Genomic DNA, 17,651 nt, shown 5'->3' with positions numbered 1-17,651 from the left:
CTATGGTGTTCTCATTCAGTCAAGGTACGACCGCAGAAGCTTCATTTTCATCAAATAATCCCACGTGTCAGACTCAGAATACTAATAACTGGTCAGCACGTACTCAAGCAAAACCGGTGGAGTCTTCAAATATAGAAAAACAGTTGTTAGATCAACTTTATACGCAGCTATCTGCTGCAGGGTTTAAAACTACTCAAGAAAAAGCAGTTGCACAGAAACCAGCTGAAACACCTAAGCCTGCTGTACAAAAAGCAACATCTGCAGCACCTGTTGCAAAACCGGTGGATCAAAAGCCAGCAACAAATACACAAACTGCTGAAAAACCGGCAGCTCCTGCAGCACAAGCATCAGGTAATGTTACTTCAATTGAACAACAAGTTCTTACATTGACGAATCAAGAACGTACAAAAGAAGGATTGAAACCACTAGCAACTGATGCGGCTTTGATGGACACTGCTCGTGCAAAATCAGCAGATATGAGCAAGAATAACTATTTCTCTCATACAAGTCCAACAATGGGATCACCATTCGATCAAATGAAAGCTAAAGGCATTCAATACAAGGCCGCTGCTGAAAATATCGCAATGGGTCAAAAAACTGCTGCTGAAGTCGTTAAAGGTTGGATGGAATCACCAGGACATCGCGCAAATATCATGAATGGTTCTTATACTCATATTGGTATTGGATACGATGCAAACGGTAATTACTGGACACAACAATTCATTCAAAAATAATACACAAAGCCATCTCAATTCGTTGAGATGGCTTTTTTTGTTCTAATTTTTTAGGCTCTAATCTTACTTTCCGATTATCGTACATTTACGCTAGGCGCAAATGCACTCTCTCGTTAATCAATAGAAGCAATCTTTAACTTGGAACTTGAAAGGGAATCTGCGACACTCCGGCGGTATCACGGGCAGGCAAGACCCTACAGTGAGGGACGAGCGAGAAGGATTGCCAGTTCGTCCACGGAAAGGGAGCAAATTCCGCTCTTTTTTGAATTTGTCTTCTTTAACGTTCTAGATGTTTATCATACATTTGCGTATGTCCCAAATTCCGTAGGAGCACGCTAATTTTGAGTTGTGTTAATTCCATTACTGAATATTAAGTGTAGGCCAATGAGTATTTTTGAGAATTTGGTCTGCTTGCTTATCCAATTAACATTCTACTACATAAAATATAAATATTTAAACTTCTTTTGTGGACTTATTAAATGCATAATGGAAACGCTTTTATATATTGGGTGGAAAAGTTTGTCTAGAATAAACTCAAATGGTGAACAATTACCATAAAGGTAGAATTTAATAGGAGGTTCTAATATATGAAAATCAACAATGCAATTGAGGTTTTAGATCGGATGCGCTTACCGAACGGTGCATACACTGCCAGTATTTCAAAGGACTACAATTTTGTTTGGATACGTGATGTCGTATATACGGTGTTGCCTTTTTTGCAAAGCCAATCTGAGCGGTATGAAAAAGCATATTATGCATTATTCGATCTATTTAAAACCTATGAATGGAAAATCGACATTCACCGTGAACAAAAACCGGTTTATCTTTTTGAATATATTCACTCACGGTATTCCACAGAATTAAAGGAAATGGGCCAAGAATGGGGGCATGCTCAGAATGATGCAATTGGAGCGTTCTTATGGGGAGTAGGGGTGGGTGTGAGCCACGGACAAAAGGTTATCCGTGATGACAAAGATCTCGCTATTGTCCAGAAGCTTGTTGACTATCTAGAGTGTCTTCAATACTGGCAGGCAAAGGATAATGGAATGTGGGAAGAGAATATGGAACTGCATGCTTCAAGCGTAGGTGCATGTGTGGCAGGCTTGCGTGCGGTGAAAATGCTCGTTAATGTTAAGGATGAACTGATTCAAAAAGGTGAAGAGACGCTGCGGTTTCTTTTACCACGGGAAAGTGAAACGAAAGAAACAGACTTATCGCTGCTTTCACTTATCTATCCGTATCGGATAGTTGAAAGGAAAACGGCGCTTAAGATAGTCGAGATGGTCTCCGAACGTCTTGAGCGGACATATGGCTGTATTCGATATCAGAATGATCAATATTACAACGAAGGAAGCGAAGCTGAATGGTGCTTCGGACTACCTTGGCTAGGATTGTGCTATTTTGAACTGGGCATGTATGATAAGGCTTATGAATATGTAAATAAAACGGAACGAATCGTACCAAATAATTGGGAAGTCCCTGAATTATATATTGGAGGTAAAAATGTGCCAAATGGCAACACTCCACTAGCTTGGTCCGTCTCCCTTTCCTATCTATTTTTAAACCGTATGATAAGTATGCCTACTTCACAATTGACAGGAAATGATTGAGATTAACATACAGGTTTATACTTAAAGTTTCTTTTGGAACAGAAATAATATATTTATAATCCACTTTTGACAATACAGTCAGTCATTCTCAAAATTTGAAAAAGTATGGTGTGTGGGAACTCAGCTAATAACTAATGTACAGCTACCGAACATAAGAATATTATTGTTTTGAAGAATTCACGAAAATAGAATGTTATAAAAAATCCTCCATTCCATGAAGGATTTTTTATTTTGTCTAAAATTCTTAATTATTATAAAAATTTAAACAATTTAAAGGTGTTTTTTGATAGATGGCGAATAATTAAGGGGATACGAAATGGTAAATAAATAGAAATAATCATAGGATGAAAGAGGTGTTGAAATGGAAGGAATTATAGAGTTGAATAACCGGCCATACCCAAGTGATTTTGATGTATATCTTTTCCATGAAGGAACACTGTTTGAAAGCTATAAAATGCTCGGCGCTCATATCATTCATGAGAACGATTTCCAAGGTGTGCGTTTTGCGGTTTGGGCTCCTCATGCAAAGCAGGTATCCGTCGTGGGTAATTTTAATAATTGGAATGGTAGCCAGAACCAAATGGACCGTTTATCTAATTCTGGAATATGGGTACTATGTATTCCCGAGCTTGCACATGGAGACATCTATAAATATGAGGTTACAGGACCGGATGGACGGAAGGAATTAAAAGCAGACCCGTATGCCTTTTATTCGGAGCAGCGACCTGCTACAGCATCTATCATCTACAATTTAACTACATTTGAATGGCAAGATCAAAAATGGATGACACAGCGAATAAAGAAAGATATTTACCACAAACCGATGATGATTTACGAAGTTCACTTGGCTTCATGGAAACAAAAGGAAAAGGGTGAGTTTTATAGTTATCAAGAACTTGCGGACGAATTAGTCGATTATGCAATTGATAATGGCTTTACACATATTGAGTTGATGCCTGTCATGGAGCATCCGTACGATGGTTCATGGGGTTACCAGATAACTGGATATTATTCAGTAACTAGCAGATACGGTACACCTGAGCAATTAATGTATTTTATAGACAAATGCCATCAAAAGGGCCTTGGTGTAATTCTTGATTGGGTGCCTGCCCATTTTTGCAAGGATGACCATGGTCTTGGAAAGTTCGATGGAACGCCTCTCTTCGAGTCAGCAGATCCCATGCGCGCAGAGAGGCCAATCTGGGGAACGTATAGCTTTGACTATAGTAAGCCAGAAGTCATCAGCTTCCTTATCTCAAACGCAATGTTTTGGATGGATATCTATCATGTTGATGGATTTCGGATTGATGCCGTTTCGTCAATGATTTATCTAAATCATGATAATCCACTTCCAGTTAAATTGAAGAATCAGTATGGTGGCGGAGAAAATCTTGAAGCAATCGAATTCTTGAAAAAGTTAAATGAAACTATTTTCCAGAAGTATCCTGGTGCCCTTATGATGGCAGAGGAAGCTACCGAATGGCCGCTGGTTACGAGTCCTACTAGTACAGGCGGTCTTGGATTTAATTATAAATGGAATATGGGCTGGTCAAATGACGTACTTAAATATATGAAGCTCGATATAAACGAACGACCAAAGCATCATCACCTTTTAACGTTTTCATTTTTCTATGCATTTTCGGAAAATTTTGTCCTTCCATTTTCACATGATGAAATGGTCCATGGAAAAAGGTCATTAGTAAATAAAATGCCAGGCGACTATTGGCAAAAATTTGCAAATTTACGCCTCTTATTTGGCTATTTATTCGTGCATCCAGGAAAAAAACTTTTATTTATGGGAAGTGAATTTGGGCAGTTTGACGAATGGAAATACCGACAAGAAATGGATTGGATGCTTTTAGATTTTGACGCTCACTCCACTTTTTTTCGATACTATAAAGAATTAAATAAATTTTATCAGGAAACCAATTCCCTATGGCGTCTGGATCATGAGCAAGCTGGCTTTCAATGGATTGATGCAGACAATGCGGAACAAAGCGTGATTACTTTTATGAGAAAAGGAAAACGGAAGGGGGATTATTGCATTGTTGTTTGTAATTTTTCAGCCGATGTTTACCATAACTATCAAATTGGGGTTCCGTCCAATGGGAAATATTTTGAAGCATTTAATAGTGATGCCGCATCATTTGGCGGATCGGGACAGCTGAACTCCACCCCGATGCATGCCAGTAAGATCCCGCATCATAATCAGCCTTGCAGTCTGGAAATAACCGTACCGCCGCTAGGGATTGCTATATTCATGAAAGAAACAAAAACAAGGCAAAGGGGATTCAATACAAATGGCATCTAAAAAATGGGTTGCAATGCTTTTAGCAGGTGGTCAGGGTTCAAGACTCGGGGAATTGACGAGTGACTTAGCTAAACCCGCAGTACCCTTTGGAGGCAAATACCGGATTATCGATTTTACCTTAAGCAACTGTACGCATTCAGGTATTAATACAGTCGGCATACTTACTCAATATCGTCCGCATATTTTGAATTCATATATTGGTAACGGCCGCCCGTGGGATCTTGACCGCAATAACGGCGGGGTTTCTATACTTCCACCTTATCAGGGGAAAGACGGTGGTGTATGGTACAAAGGAACTGCAAATGCTGTATATCAAAATTTCCATTTTATTGATCATAATGACCCGGAATATGTACTTGTTATTTCAGGAGATCATATTTACAAGATGGATTATAATAAAATGCTTGAAGATCATATTAATAAGGGTGCACATGCGACCATTGCTGTCATAGAGGTACCTTGGGAAGAAGCAAATCGCTTTGGCATAATGAATACAAACGAAACTGATAAAATTATTGAATTTGATGAAAAACCTAAACATCCAAAAAGTAATTTGGCTTCGATGGGGGTGTATCTCTTTAACTGGAATCATCTCAAAAAGTATTTAACTGAAGACGAACAGGATAGCAGTTCGACTAATGACTTTGGAAAAGACATTATTCCAAAGATGCTGAATGATGAAGCAAATTTACAAGCGTATAGATTTGAAGGCTATTGGAAAGATGTCGGTACGATTGAAAGCCTGTGGGAAGCGCATATGGATTTATTGGAAGAGCCATCTGTTTTCAAGCTAGGAGACCCAAACTGGCAAATATATGCAGGGAATGCCAACCACCCCCCACAATATATATCTGAAGATGCTGATGTGACACAATCATTAGTCAATGAAGGTTGTTTGGTATTTGGGAAGGTCGACCATTCTGTTCTTTCCTATAATGTCCAAGTTGGAAGCGGCTCTATCGTAAAGGATTCCGTAATAATGCCAAATGTGAAAATAGGGAAAAATGTAATAATCGAAAAGGCTATAATCGGTAGCGGTACAATTATCGAAGATGGCGCAATAATCTTTGACTCTAAACAAGGGCTTACCTTAATTGGTGAAAATCAGCGGATTTCTTCGGAAAGTGCTTTGCTGCAATCTTTATAATAGGAGGTAGCTTAAATGAGGAATGTATTAGGTGTAATTAATCTCGTAAATGAAAGACCTATTTTAAAAGAACTGACCCATCATCGTTGTCTGGCTTCCGTACCATTTGGAGGACGCTATCGTATGATAGATTTCACAATGTCTAACTTTATGAATGCTAGTGTCAGCAAGGTTGCGATATTCACAAAAGATAAATATCGATCGTTGATGGATCATCTGGGTTCTGGAAAGGAATGGGATCTCGATCACCGATCACAAGGTTTATTCATTCTTCCTTCAATTCATCCAGATGAAAAAATTAAAGGAGATTTACAACAGTTCTACGATCATTTAGAATTTTTCCAACGGGCAACCGCAGATACAGTAATAATTGCTCCTGGTCATCATATTTGTAAAATAGACTTTAACGAAGTGATTAAAGAACATGATAGAAATGAAGCTGATATTACTGTTCTGTATAAGGATTATGATGGGGAGTCAGTGAAAAGACCTCTTTATCATCAATGTTCACTAGATTCAAACGGCGAAGTCCGTGATATAAACCTTTATACGTCACCTAAGAAAGGTGACCATATATGTTTGGAAACATATGTAATTAAAAAGCAATTATTAATAGATTTAATTAAGAATTGTATAGAGTATGATGAATATGATTTTTTGAAAGATATTGTAAAAGCAAATTTGATAAATCTTAAAGTGCAAGGATATGAATTCACTGGTAATATGCCGTTTATTCACTCACTAGAAACATACCATGCTAGTAGTATGGAATTTCTTAACCCAGAAATTCTTCGTAACTATTTTTATGATTCATGGGAAGTTTTCACTAAAATTAAACATGAAGCACCTGCCGAATATGCAAATTCCTCAAAGGTGTCTAATTCCTTGATTGCCAATGGATGTATTATTGAAGGAACCGTCGAAAATAGTATTATTTTCCGTGGCGTAAAAGTAAGGAAAGGTGCTGTCGTTAAAAACAGTATCATTATGCAAAGGGGTGAGATTGAAGACGGAGCCCATATCGAAAATGTTATTACTGATAAACAAGTAATCATAACAAGGGATCAAATCATTACAGCGAGAAATAAGCCGACGGTAATCAAAAAAGAAGAAGTAGTTTAAACTGGAGGGACCCAGCATGAATGTTTTATTTGCAGCCTCAGAGTGCGTCCCATTTATTAAGACCGGGGGACTTGGTGATGTTATTGGCGCCTTACCTCAATCTTTACATGAAAAGGGAACCAACGTCAGTGTTATATTACCGAAGTATGGCGATCTTCCGTTACATTTTCAAGAACAAATGCAATGGATCAGAAGCATTGAAGTGCCTTTAGGGTGGAGACGTCAATTTTGCGGTATTGAAAAACTGCATTATCAGGGGATAACAGTATACTTTCTCGATAACGAATATTATTTTAAAAGGCATGGCAGTTATGGCTTTGGTGATGATGGTGAGCGTTTCGCCTTCTTTTCTCGAGCCGTGCTGGAGGCTTTGCCATTCTTAGAGGAACGACCTGATATCATCCATTGCCATGATTGGCAAACAGGCTTGATTCCTGTTCTTTTAAAGGCGCATTATGAAAATAATCCATATTATCAGGGAATCAAAACCGTGTTTACCATTCATAATTTACGTTACCAAGGTGTATATCCTAAATCAGTGCTTTCCGATTTACTGGATTTAAGCGAACTTTATTTTCACATGGATGGCTTAGAGTTTTATGGGGATGTCAGTTACCTTAAAGGAGGACTGGCCTTTGCTGATTGCTTGACAACTGTAAGTTCAACCTATGCATACGAAATACAGTCTCCCTTTTATGGAGAAAGACTTGATGGGTTTTTACGAAAAAGAGGCGCCGATATTCATGGAATCGTGAACGGAATTGACAATGTCTCCTATGATCCTAAACGTGATGAAAATTTATTCCTTCCATTCGAAGATTATAAGGGGAAGTCTGTAAATAAAAAGAAACTTCAGGAAACACTCGGGCTTCCTATAAACGCTGATATACCAGTAATTTCTATGGTTACCAGACTAGTTGATCAAAAAGGCATAGATTTGATTCTACATGTCTTCCGTGAAATCATCGGTTTGAATGTCCAGTTTGTGTTATTAGGTACTGGCGATCAGCAGTATGAAGAGACGTTCAGGTATTTTGAAGAAGTTTATCCCGATAAAGTTTCAGCAAACCTTTATTTTGATGAAGCTTTGGCACGAAAAATTTATGCTGGTTCCGATCTTTTTCTGATGCCATCCCAATTTGAGCCGTGCGGCATAGGACAGTTGCTCGCACTTCGCTATGGATCCTTGCCACTCGTCCGAGAAACAGGTGGGCTGAAGGATACCGTTATTCCTTATAATGAATTAACCGAAGAAGGAAATGGATTCAGCTTTGCTAATTATAATGCCCACGAATTGCTATATACGATTGAGCGAGCGGTTGCACTTTTTCGCTTCCAGCCTAACAAATGGAGAAATTTAGTAGGGCACGCAATGGATCTTGATTTTAGCTGGTCATCATCTTCGAAGCAATATCTCAAAATCTATCGGGAACTCCTGAAATCTTAAAAATAAAGGCCCTGTTATACGATATGGTGGTTTATTGTACATTTGCGCTTGCCGTACGTTTCGCATGAGTCAACAAGTGCGGTTACTCGTCGCAAAATGCAATTTTGTGGCAACGCCTTCGTGATCAACATCCTGTTGACCCGAGGAGGCTTGCATGTTCGGCCGCGGAAAGGGAGCAGATTCCCTTATAAAAAATCAACCATAAAACTTAACAGAACCAAAAAAAGAACCGTTTTCGAATTACTGAAAACCGTTCTTTTTGTGCATCCCATAATTAAGGATATTCATACGCAAAAAAGATGACGCAGTCCTAAAGGGACGCGACATCTTTTTTGCGCTGAATACGGATGAGTCTGAAGGATAAAGTGATGGCACCGGCAGATAAACCAACAATTAAACCAATCCAATATCCAAACGGTCCGAATTCAGTGAACTTCGATAGGAGATAGCCTACTGGCAAACCAATGATCCAATAGGAAATAATGGCCATGATGAATGTAACATTTACATCCTTATAACCTCGCAAAGCTCCTTGCACTGGTGCTTGTATCGCATCGGATAATTGAAATAGTGCTGCAAAAATAAAGAATTGTATGGTTAATTGGATGACCTTTTCGTCTGTAGTATACAATTCGGCAATTTGTTCCCTGAAAAAGAACAAAATACATGCTGAGAGGAAACTGAATATTACTGCAGTACTAACACTTAACCAGCTATAAATTTTTGCATCTTTAAAGCGCTTCGCTCCAACTTCATATCCAACCAGGACGGTAGTACCAATAGAAATGCTTAATGGAACCATATACATTAATGAGGTAAAGTTCAAAGCAATCTGATGGGCGGATATAACTGCCGTACTATACGTACTCATCATCAGCGTTACAGCAGAAAAGATACTTGTTTCAGCAAAGATTGACAAACCAATAGGAACACCAATTTTACTGATATCGCGCCATTTTGAATACTGTACACGTTGCCAATTTCTGAAAAGCTCATATTGCTGAAAAGGTTTTTGTTTATGTACCACCCCAACCGCTATAAGAAAAATGAGCCAGTAGGTAATGGCAGAAGCATAACCAGCTCCGACCCCTCCAAGTTCCGGAAAGCCAAAATTTCCGAAAATCAATAAATAATTAAAAAACACGTTTATAGGTGCAGATAATAAGGTGATAATCATGGAAACTCTTGTTTTCCCAAGCGCGTCCATGTATGAACGCAAAACATTGTAAGCAAATAATGGGATAATGCCGAGGCTAATCGCTTTTATAAACGAACTGGCAACTTCCTCTACACGGTTCTCCAATGTCATAGATTGCAAGATCGGTGCTAAACCAAGAAATATGACAATTAATGTAAGGAGGGACAACCCAAGAGACAGAAATAAACCTTGTTGGACAACCAGTCGGACTTCTTCCTTTTTTTTCGCTCCAACTAGTTGAGCGACAATAGGGGTAATTGCCAATAATATACCTGCCAGACCGGTATAAACAGGTAGCCATAATGAGGAGCCTACCGCTACTCCAGCCAAGTCCTCACTCCCATACCTGCTTGACATTAAAATATCAAAAAAAGTAATTAAGTATAATGCCACTTGTGTCACTAAAATCGGAAAAATAATTTTAAGCATCCGTGACCATTTTTCTTTTAGATTTGAAGTTTCATACATATGTGATCACCTTGAATTTCTACAAATTTTCCCCAGTATATCATATTTTTCTAAGGGTTCGTGGATATGGAAATAGTCGTATTATTCACTTTTACAATATGTGAATGGATTCCATCGTTTTGAAGATAACGTTCATGTTAAAGCTTTAAATGGTGTATATTATGTAAAGGGTAGATTATAAGAGCAGCTTAAATTTGCCAATATGCCTCATCATTTTTAAAACGATTGAGTGGCTTATTAGATAGGAGCTTTACACATGAAGAAAAAAACCATTGTATTAACAGGAGGGGGAACTGCTGGTCATGTTTCATTGAACCAGGCAATTATCCCGACATTAGAAGAGCAATCATTTGAAATACATTACATCGGTTCCAAAGATGGCATTGAATTGGAATTGATTCGCGATGCTTTTCCTCATATTACGTACCATGCCATTTCAAGTGGCAAATTAAGACGTTATGCCTCCGTCAAAAACTTCACGGATCCACTAAGAGTCATGAAAGGATTACTGGAAGCTTTATTCATATTAAAAAAAGTAAAACCTTCCGTAATTTTCTCAAAAGGTGGATTTGTATCCGTTCCTGTCGTAATGGCAGGTAAAATAGCTAACATTCCAGTTGTAATTCACGAATCTGACGTAACTCCAGGACTGGCAAATAAAATCGCGATGCCATTTGCCCATCATATTTTTACAGTCTTCCAGGAAACGTTAAAGCACTTACCATCAGAAAAATCCAGTTGTTCTGGCTCCATTATTCGCTCGGAATTGTTTGAAGGGAGAAAAGAAACGGGAATGCGTCTGTGTGGTTTTGAAGGTTTTAAACCCGTTCTACTCATTATGGGTGGCAGTCAAGGCTCAGCAGTAGTGAATGACGCCATTCGAAGTAATCTTCCTAGGTTGCTTGAAAAATATGATGTCATTCACTTGTGTGGAAAAGGCAAATTGGATGAATCATTAAACAACATAAGAGGGTATAAACAATTTGAATATGTGACACACGAATTGCCTGATTTGTTGCATGCCGCTAATATTATTATCTCCCGAGCAGGGTCAAATTCCATTTTTGAATTTTTAGCCTTGCGCAAACCGATGTTGTTAATCCCATTAACAAAACTACAAAGTCGTGGAGATCAACTTTTAAATGCCCAGATATTTAAGAAACAGGGGTGGGCATCTGTAATTGAAGAAGAAGAAGTAACCCCAGCATCATTTATGGCTGCGTTGGAAGATGTTAAAGAACGCACAGAACATATCCAACAAGTAATGGAAAGTTCAGAATTTCCAAAAACGCCGAATGAAATGGTCAGTCTTATTACTTCATACGCAAAATAAAATACCGTCCATACACCATAAACGTGTGTGGACGGTATTTTTTTATCAAGAAAAGGCTTTAACAGATATATTCATTTTTTAGAGGAATTCTATATCTAGCTTCCAGCGTCAGGCTAGAGAGGAGCTGCCGCTTTTCTTCTTACATCGCTTGTTCTTCTTCTTCTCCAGTAAACCTGGAAGCAGCAGTTGCCAAGTAGAATAAATCTTTAGGGATTTGGTATAACTCATATTGATGTGCACCTGCATTGATTTCTTCTAATAAAGCAGGGTGACTTTCTTTTGCATTCATCGTGTAAGGCAATTTTTCAGCAGCACGAATGGATTTTTCGTTATGCTTTTTAATCCGTAGGAATACGGTATTGATATTGTGCTGATAAAACAGCTCTTCCAAAAATAAGTTTTTTGCTTTTTGATTAAAACCTTTTCCTTGGAAAGGGTGACCAATCCAAGTCCCAAGAAAACCTGCATGATCTTGAATATCATATAAATTAATGGTCCCAATCGGCATTCCGTAATCGTCAGTAATTGTGCGTGAAATTACTTCTCCACGCTCTTCTTCTTCCATTATCTGTTTCGTCATGAACATAAATTCATCAGCAGAAGTCGCTTTGTGACGAACAAAAGGGAAGACAGATGGGTGTGATAAATACTCGAATAAAGTAGCGCATTCGTGTAATTCTCGTCGTTTAATCATAATTAACGCCTCCGTACCAGGGTAGATCAAGACAGTAGTCTGGTTCTAACCCCTCGAAATTTTTCATTTTGTGTTGCATAAAAAATTTCGGGGTGGGAATCGAACCCACTAGAACCAGTCATATTTGCTGGTGGCGCACCATTTGCCTTCCCTCACGATTTATGGTGAATAAAATCGCTTTATGAAATTGTTTGTTTGCATTCTTACTATACTAATTTTTTTTCGAAATGCAAAGAAAAAAATACGTTAAAAATGTGTAAGTTTTGTTACAAGATTATGCCTTTAATTTGAACGAATAGTTGTAACCGTTTTCGTTTAGATTTATGATGAAAAGATAGAGTCTCTGGAGGGATTATCATGACCTTAATATTTCATAAAGTCCACGGTTCAGGCAATACGTTCTATTTACATGAAGAAGTAGAAAACACGACATACAATTGGCCCTTAACTGCACAGAAGATGTGCGATTCTACAAAAGAAAATGGAGCGGACGGTTTATTGATTATTTCGCCATCGACCCGTGTGGATGCGAGAATGCGCGTCTATAATGCGGATGGTTCAGAAGCATCCATGTGTGGCAATGGATTAAGATGTGTGGCGAGATTTGTATTAAACAAGACTGGTAAACAGACTGCAACAATAGAAACAATGAAAGCAGACTTGACTGTACGAAAAGTAGATTCTATTTTCAACAGTATAGATACATATTCAGTAGAAATTTCGCCGGTATCATTTGAGCTGTCTTCACTACCAATGATCTATAAAAATAGCCATCAAATCATCAATGAGATAGTACCCGAGTTTTCTTCCGATATTCACTTTACTGCAGTGTCGGTTCCGAATCCTCATTTAATAGGTATAGTTCCTATTCAGTATATTGAAGATACCCGTTTTCAAGAACAACTTGCTGCATCATTTAATAGAGAAAATATCTTTTTCCCTGATGGTGTAAATGTAAGCTTTGTTCACCCAGTAGATGATACTAGTATTTTTGTGCGGACTTATGAACGTGGTGTAGGATTTACAAATGCATGTGGAACAGCCATGACAGCTTCTGCTTTAGTAGCTGCCACAATTAAACTCGTTCCTTATGGGGAAACAACGGTCTATAATCCAGGAGGATTTGTTAAGTGTGCGATTGAACAAAGCGATACTTCTTCGCAGCTTTCACTGATAGGAAATGCAACGTTTTTTGCTACCTATACCGGAATACTATCTGACGATGGGGAGTTCAATTGGAACTCCAAGAGCCTTCATGATGATGAAATAGAGGAATATAAAGAATTAGAACAACTGGCAAAACAAAAAGTAAAAGATGGATGGTCTAGCGAATCGGACATGTAGGAGATGAAATGTAATGGAATATTTTTTCACTCAAGCACAGTTTGATTTATTATATGGCGATTCTACAGATTTAGTGTTCTTTTTAATTCAAAAGGAAGACTCGTTTGAATACTTATTTGTCAATCATAGTGCTAGACTCATTTTCAAAGAAAACCCAATTCAATCAAAATTGCAAGAAATGGTATCCGCTTCCCATTGTGAATCAATTCAGACGCACTACATGCAAGCCATTAATGAAATTAAAGTCATAACTTATCAAGATTTCTTTTTGTTTTCAGATTTAGAGTTGGTTAATGAGACAATTGTAAAGCCAATAATCACGGATTCAGGTACATATATACTGGCGATTACAAAGGAAGTATCGATTCAGAAAGAAATTGAAGAAAAATATTTATTTATGCAATCACTCCTGAATATGAATGTAGATCCGACCATTGTTGTAACAAATGAAGGCAAGATTTTCGATATGAACCCTAAATTCGAAGAAGTGTTTGGCTATCGACTCAAGGAATGGCGAGGTAAACATTTCCTTAACTTGCCTTTCGTTCCTATCAAAGAACGCAGTTCAGTGGAACATCACTTTTATTCCAATTTACGTGGCGAAGGAAAATCTTCAGTACTTGTAAAACGAATGAAATCGACAGGAGACAAAGGGACATTCTTAGTCAGTTACTCTCCGATTATGAAAAACGGAGAAAATGTAGCGATGTATATTTTGCTTCAGGAAGTTACAGACGAAGTGGTCTTAAAAGAAAGCCTGCGTAATACTAGACATGTTTTGGAGAGCTATAAACGTGCCATCAGTAAGGCAGCCATGGTCTTAATGACCAATCGAAAGGGTTACATTGAATATGTTAATGAATTGTTCGAAGATATTTCAGGTTATGCGAGAAAAGACATCAAAGATAAACATATCACGGTTTTACAGGTAGATCAGTACAATGACTTCCAATTGAAACGCATGTGGCGAGATGTTTTTAAAGATAAAATTTGGCGCGGCGAACTTCGGTACCGAGCAGTAGATGGTACGTTTTACTGGGGAGATACAACGGTTATTCCGCTATATAATAAACAGCAAAACATTGAAAATGTATTAATCATTCAATTTGATATTACTGAAAAAAAGAATGTGATGATTGAACTTCAATCAATTGAAAAAACGTTTAATCTGATTACTGAAAATACAAACGACTTAATCGCGATTACGGATGAAAATGGCTACATTTTATATACTTCTCCTTCTCACTGTCGTATTTTGGGTTATTCCAAAGAAGATATGGCAAACAAGAAGTTTAGTGATATGTTGCCGAACCCATTTCAGGATACTTGGGACGATGACATTACAAAACGAGTAAATGAGGATGATGAAATTCGTCTGGAATTGCAGTTCGTCCGAAAAGACAAATCTAAACTTTGGACTGAAACCTCGATAGTTGCGGTGAAAAATCGTGAACATCAAGATAAACTACAACACGTCATAGTATCCAGAGATATTACGGAACGTAAAAATCTTGAGGAACATCTTACGTTTATGGCCTATCATGATAGCCTTACGCAATTACCCAATCGTAGTTTTTTAATGAAAGCATTTCCTAAATTAGTCCATAGTGCTGAATGTAATAAAACTTCGATTGCCGTCCTTTATTTGGATGGAGATGATTTCAAATCGATCAATGACTCTTACGGGCATGATGTTGGTGATGAATTCATTCGGAAGTTTGGAGAAGCTTTATTAAAGAATGTACGTCAACAGGACTTGGTTGCACGAATTGGTGGAGATGAGTTCATTATTGTATTAACAGATGTGTGTATGGAAATGGATAAACGTATAGAACTAACCAATCAGATCATACATAACATCAAGTCGTCCTTGAAAAAAGGATGGTTTATAAAACAACAGGCATTTCATCCTACAACTTCAATCGGTATTGTCTACTACCCTGAAAGTGGAAACACTATTGATGAATTGTTGAAAAAAGCGGATAAAGCTTTATACGAGGTGAAAGGTATGGGGAAAAATCAATTCCTTTATTTTTCAGAATAAATCTTAGGGAACCGGTCCGATAATTGGAGCGGTTCTTTTGAAAATATGGAAGAGGGTAAGATGATGAACAGCCGCGTCCTACTAGTTGAAGATGAAAAAAACATTGCTCGTTTTATCGAGCTCGAGTTGCGACATGAGAATTTTGATGTTGTCCATGTTATATCTGGAAGAGAAGGTTTGGAGGCAGCCAAAACGCATGATTTTGACGTTGTCCTGCTGGATGTAATGCTACCGGAACTGAACGGAATTGAAGTATGCCGGCGCATCCGTTCATTTTCTCAAATACCTATATTGTTAATTACAGCTCGGGATGCTGTAATTGACCGTGTAGCTGGGCTAGATGCGGGTGCGGATGATTATATTGTTAAACCGTTTGCGATTGAAGAATTACTAGCTCGTATACGCTCGGTTTTAAGAAGAGCCAGCAAGTTAAATCATGAGACCGCGCTCCTGCAATTCAAAGACATTATTGTCGACACGGATGCCCATACCGTAGAAGTCGCCGAACAAAATATTGAACTGACCAAAACTGAATATGATTTATTGGTTTATTTGATGCAACAAAAAAATCGTGTGGTAACAAGAGATTTGATTCTAGAAAATGTATGGGGATATTTAGCCGATATCGAAACGAATGTTGTGGATGTTTATATTCGTCATTTACGCTCCAAGTTACCACAGCAGGTAACCAGCTATATCGAAACGGTCAGAGGAGTCGGGTATGTGATGCGTGAATGAATGTGTGGAAAAAGTTGAATCAGACAATCGCTTCTCAATCGTTGAAGAAAAAATGGGCAATCAGTTCTGCAACAGTAATCTTTTTAAGTTTTGCTACTATGAGCATTATCTTATATGTGGCATTAAAAGGTTGGTTGTATCAACAGGAAGAACAAGAAGTGAATCGAACGATGCAGGATTTAACGGCATTTTTTGAATCTCAAGGTCCTTTTTTGACCGTTCAGGACATTCAGTCCAATACAGGGTTAATGACATCAATTGTCGATAAAGATCAGACCGTGAGATTGTTGAATGCTGATGGAATTGAATTGCTTCAAATCAATAACACATCTACTTTCAAAGCATTTAAAGATATCGATGTTCCTGTAGAAGGTTATGCGCTCAATAAATATGATAATTCATCTATTTCTGCAATCGGGAACGTTAGACTCGGCCGATTTAAAGGGTATATACAACTTGAGCATCCGTTAAAGTCATTTCAATCCACTAAGACGTACATTTTGACTGCGATGCTGTTATTCAGTGTATGCGCTTTGCTGTTGTCTGGGTGGATCGGGTACCTTCTTGCTTCTTACTTATTAAAGCCACTCAAGGATTTGAAAATGACCATGGATGACGTAGTTGCTCATGGTTTTGAAAAAGAATTAACGATTTCCTACGACGCAAAAGATGAAATTGGCGAGTTAATCATTGTCTATGAAAGCATGATGGCCAAATTGAAGTATTCTTTTGAACAGCAGCAGCAGTTCATGGCAGATGCTTCTCATGAATTACGCACTCCCATCCAAGTAGTGGAAGGGCATTTATCCTTATTGAACCGGTGGGGAAAAGAAGACCCGGAAATTCTGGAAGAGTCACTGGGCATATCATTACGAGAAGTACATCAAATGAAAACGTTGATTGATGAAATGTTGGAACTTGCGCGTGGGGAACAAATGAAAGATCAACCACCAACAAATATTCTCGAGCATACCGAAGAAGTGATAGAAGAACTAAATCAAGTTTATCCAACGGCATACATTGAACATGAAATCCCCATTGATCGGTCATTGCATGTACTCATTTCCTCAAATGCTTACCAACAAATTATGCGAAATTTGTTAATCAATGCAATCCGGTATAGTACAGAGCCTGCTCAAGTTCATATCTCATATGAACGCAAGACAAAATACATTATAGTTCATGTACAAGATCAGGGGATTGGTATAGACCCACAGCATGGGACAAAAATATTCGACCGATTTTATCGGGTCGATACGGCCCGTTCCCGTGATTTAGGAGGGAGCGGTTTAGGATTAAGTATTGTAAAGATGCTTGTGGAAAATGCGAGAGGATCTATAACCGTAAAAAGCGAACTAGGAAAAGGCTCAACTTTTTCACTCGTTCTTCCTCTAATAGAATGATGAATCCTTGTCTAAATGACGGGTTATTTCGACTTAACGAAAAAGTTTGCTTAATTTA

13 protein-coding genes are annotated in these 17,651 nt (G+C 38.1%); 11 read left to right on the top strand and 2 right to left on the bottom strand.

The genetic code is table 11. The annotated features are described in order from the left end of the window. Positions 1–2 precede the first annotated feature (2 nt). From AC1DSK_RS15355 to glgA, 6 genes are all read left to right on the top strand, one after another. A complete protein-coding gene (locus AC1DSK_RS15355) occupies positions 3–734 on the top strand; it encodes a CAP domain-containing protein (protein WP_477598355.1) in 732 nt (243 codons plus the stop codon). A 587-nt stretch (positions 735–1,321) separates the two neighbouring features. Beyond that, entirely contained in the window at positions 1,322–2,344 is a 1,023-nt protein-coding gene (locus AC1DSK_RS15350; protein ID WP_477547615.1) for a glycoside hydrolase family 15 protein, read from the top strand. Between the two features lie 361 nt (positions 2,345–2,705). Beyond that, positions 2,706–4,655 carry a 1,4-alpha-glucan branching protein GlgB gene (gene glgB / locus AC1DSK_RS15345; RefSeq protein WP_477547614.1) on the top strand — a complete coding sequence of 650 codons (1,950 nt, stop codon included), beginning with the start codon at positions 2,706–2,708 and terminating at the stop codon, positions 4,653–4,655. After that, entirely contained in the window at positions 4,645–5,802 is a 1,158-nt protein-coding gene (locus AC1DSK_RS15340; RefSeq protein WP_477547613.1) for a glucose-1-phosphate adenylyltransferase, read from the top strand. Before glgB ends, AC1DSK_RS15340 begins: the two co-directional genes overlap by 11 nt. Positions 5,803–5,817: 15 nt before the next feature. Then, the gene (gene glgD / locus AC1DSK_RS15335; protein ID WP_477547612.1) at positions 5,818–6,924 is read left to right on the top strand and encodes a glucose-1-phosphate adenylyltransferase subunit GlgD; all 1,107 of its coding nucleotides are present in this window, start codon (positions 5,818–5,820) and stop codon (positions 6,922–6,924) included. A gap of 16 nt (positions 6,925–6,940) precedes the next feature. Continuing rightward, positions 6,941–8,371 carry a glycogen synthase GlgA gene (gene glgA, locus AC1DSK_RS15330; protein ID WP_477547611.1) on the top strand — a complete coding sequence of 477 codons (1,431 nt, stop codon included), beginning with the start codon at positions 6,941–6,943 and terminating at the stop codon, positions 8,369–8,371. 310 nt (positions 8,372–8,681) lie between these two features. Here glgA and AC1DSK_RS15325 read toward each other — a convergent pair whose 3' ends face one another. Further along, entirely contained in the window at positions 8,682–10,037 is a 1,356-nt protein-coding gene (locus AC1DSK_RS15325; RefSeq protein ID WP_477547610.1) for an MATE family efflux transporter, read from the bottom strand. Positions 10,038–10,293: 256 nt separating this feature from the next. On the opposite strand from AC1DSK_RS15325, the gene AC1DSK_RS15320 reads away from it, so the two are divergent. Continuing rightward, a complete protein-coding gene (locus tag AC1DSK_RS15320; RefSeq protein ID WP_477547609.1) occupies positions 10,294–11,370 on the top strand; it encodes an undecaprenyldiphospho-muramoylpentapeptide beta-N-acetylglucosaminyltransferase in 1,077 nt (358 codons plus the stop codon). 139 nt (positions 11,371–11,509) lie between these two features. On the opposite strand, the gene AC1DSK_RS15315 is transcribed toward AC1DSK_RS15320, so the two are convergent. Further along, positions 11,510–12,064, bottom strand: coding sequence for a GNAT family N-acetyltransferase (locus AC1DSK_RS15315; RefSeq protein ID WP_477547608.1), 555 nt, complete (start codon positions 12,062–12,064; stop codon positions 11,510–11,512). 357 nt (positions 12,065–12,421) lie between these two features. On the opposite strand from AC1DSK_RS15315, the gene dapF reads away from it, so the two are divergent. The 4 genes from dapF (at position 12,422) to AC1DSK_RS15295 (ending at position 17,593) form a co-directional block, all read left to right on the top strand. Further along, positions 12,422–13,408 (top strand): diaminopimelate epimerase, encoded by a 987-nt coding sequence (gene dapF / locus AC1DSK_RS15310; RefSeq protein ID WP_477547607.1) that lies wholly within the window; start codon positions 12,422–12,424, stop codon positions 13,406–13,408. Positions 13,409–13,421: 13 nt separating this feature from the next. Continuing rightward, positions 13,422–15,452: a PAS domain S-box protein gene (locus AC1DSK_RS15305; protein ID WP_477547606.1), complete on the top strand. Its 2,031-nt coding sequence runs from the start codon at positions 13,422–13,424 to the stop codon at positions 15,450–15,452. A gap of 63 nt (positions 15,453–15,515) precedes the next feature. Further along, positions 15,516–16,190 carry a response regulator transcription factor gene (locus AC1DSK_RS15300; RefSeq protein WP_477547605.1) on the top strand — a complete coding sequence of 225 codons (675 nt, stop codon included), beginning with the start codon at positions 15,516–15,518 and terminating at the stop codon, positions 16,188–16,190. Continuing rightward, a complete protein-coding gene (locus AC1DSK_RS15295; RefSeq protein ID WP_477547604.1) occupies positions 16,187–17,593 on the top strand; it encodes a HAMP domain-containing sensor histidine kinase in 1,407 nt (468 codons plus the stop codon). Before AC1DSK_RS15300 ends, AC1DSK_RS15295 begins: the two co-directional genes overlap by 4 nt. The last annotated feature ends 58 nt before the right edge of the window (positions 17,594–17,651 follow it).

It is taken from the genome of Paenisporosarcina sp. P4_B8 (genome assembly GCF_056402175.1).
This window is presented reverse-complemented; position numbering and strand designations above follow the sequence as displayed.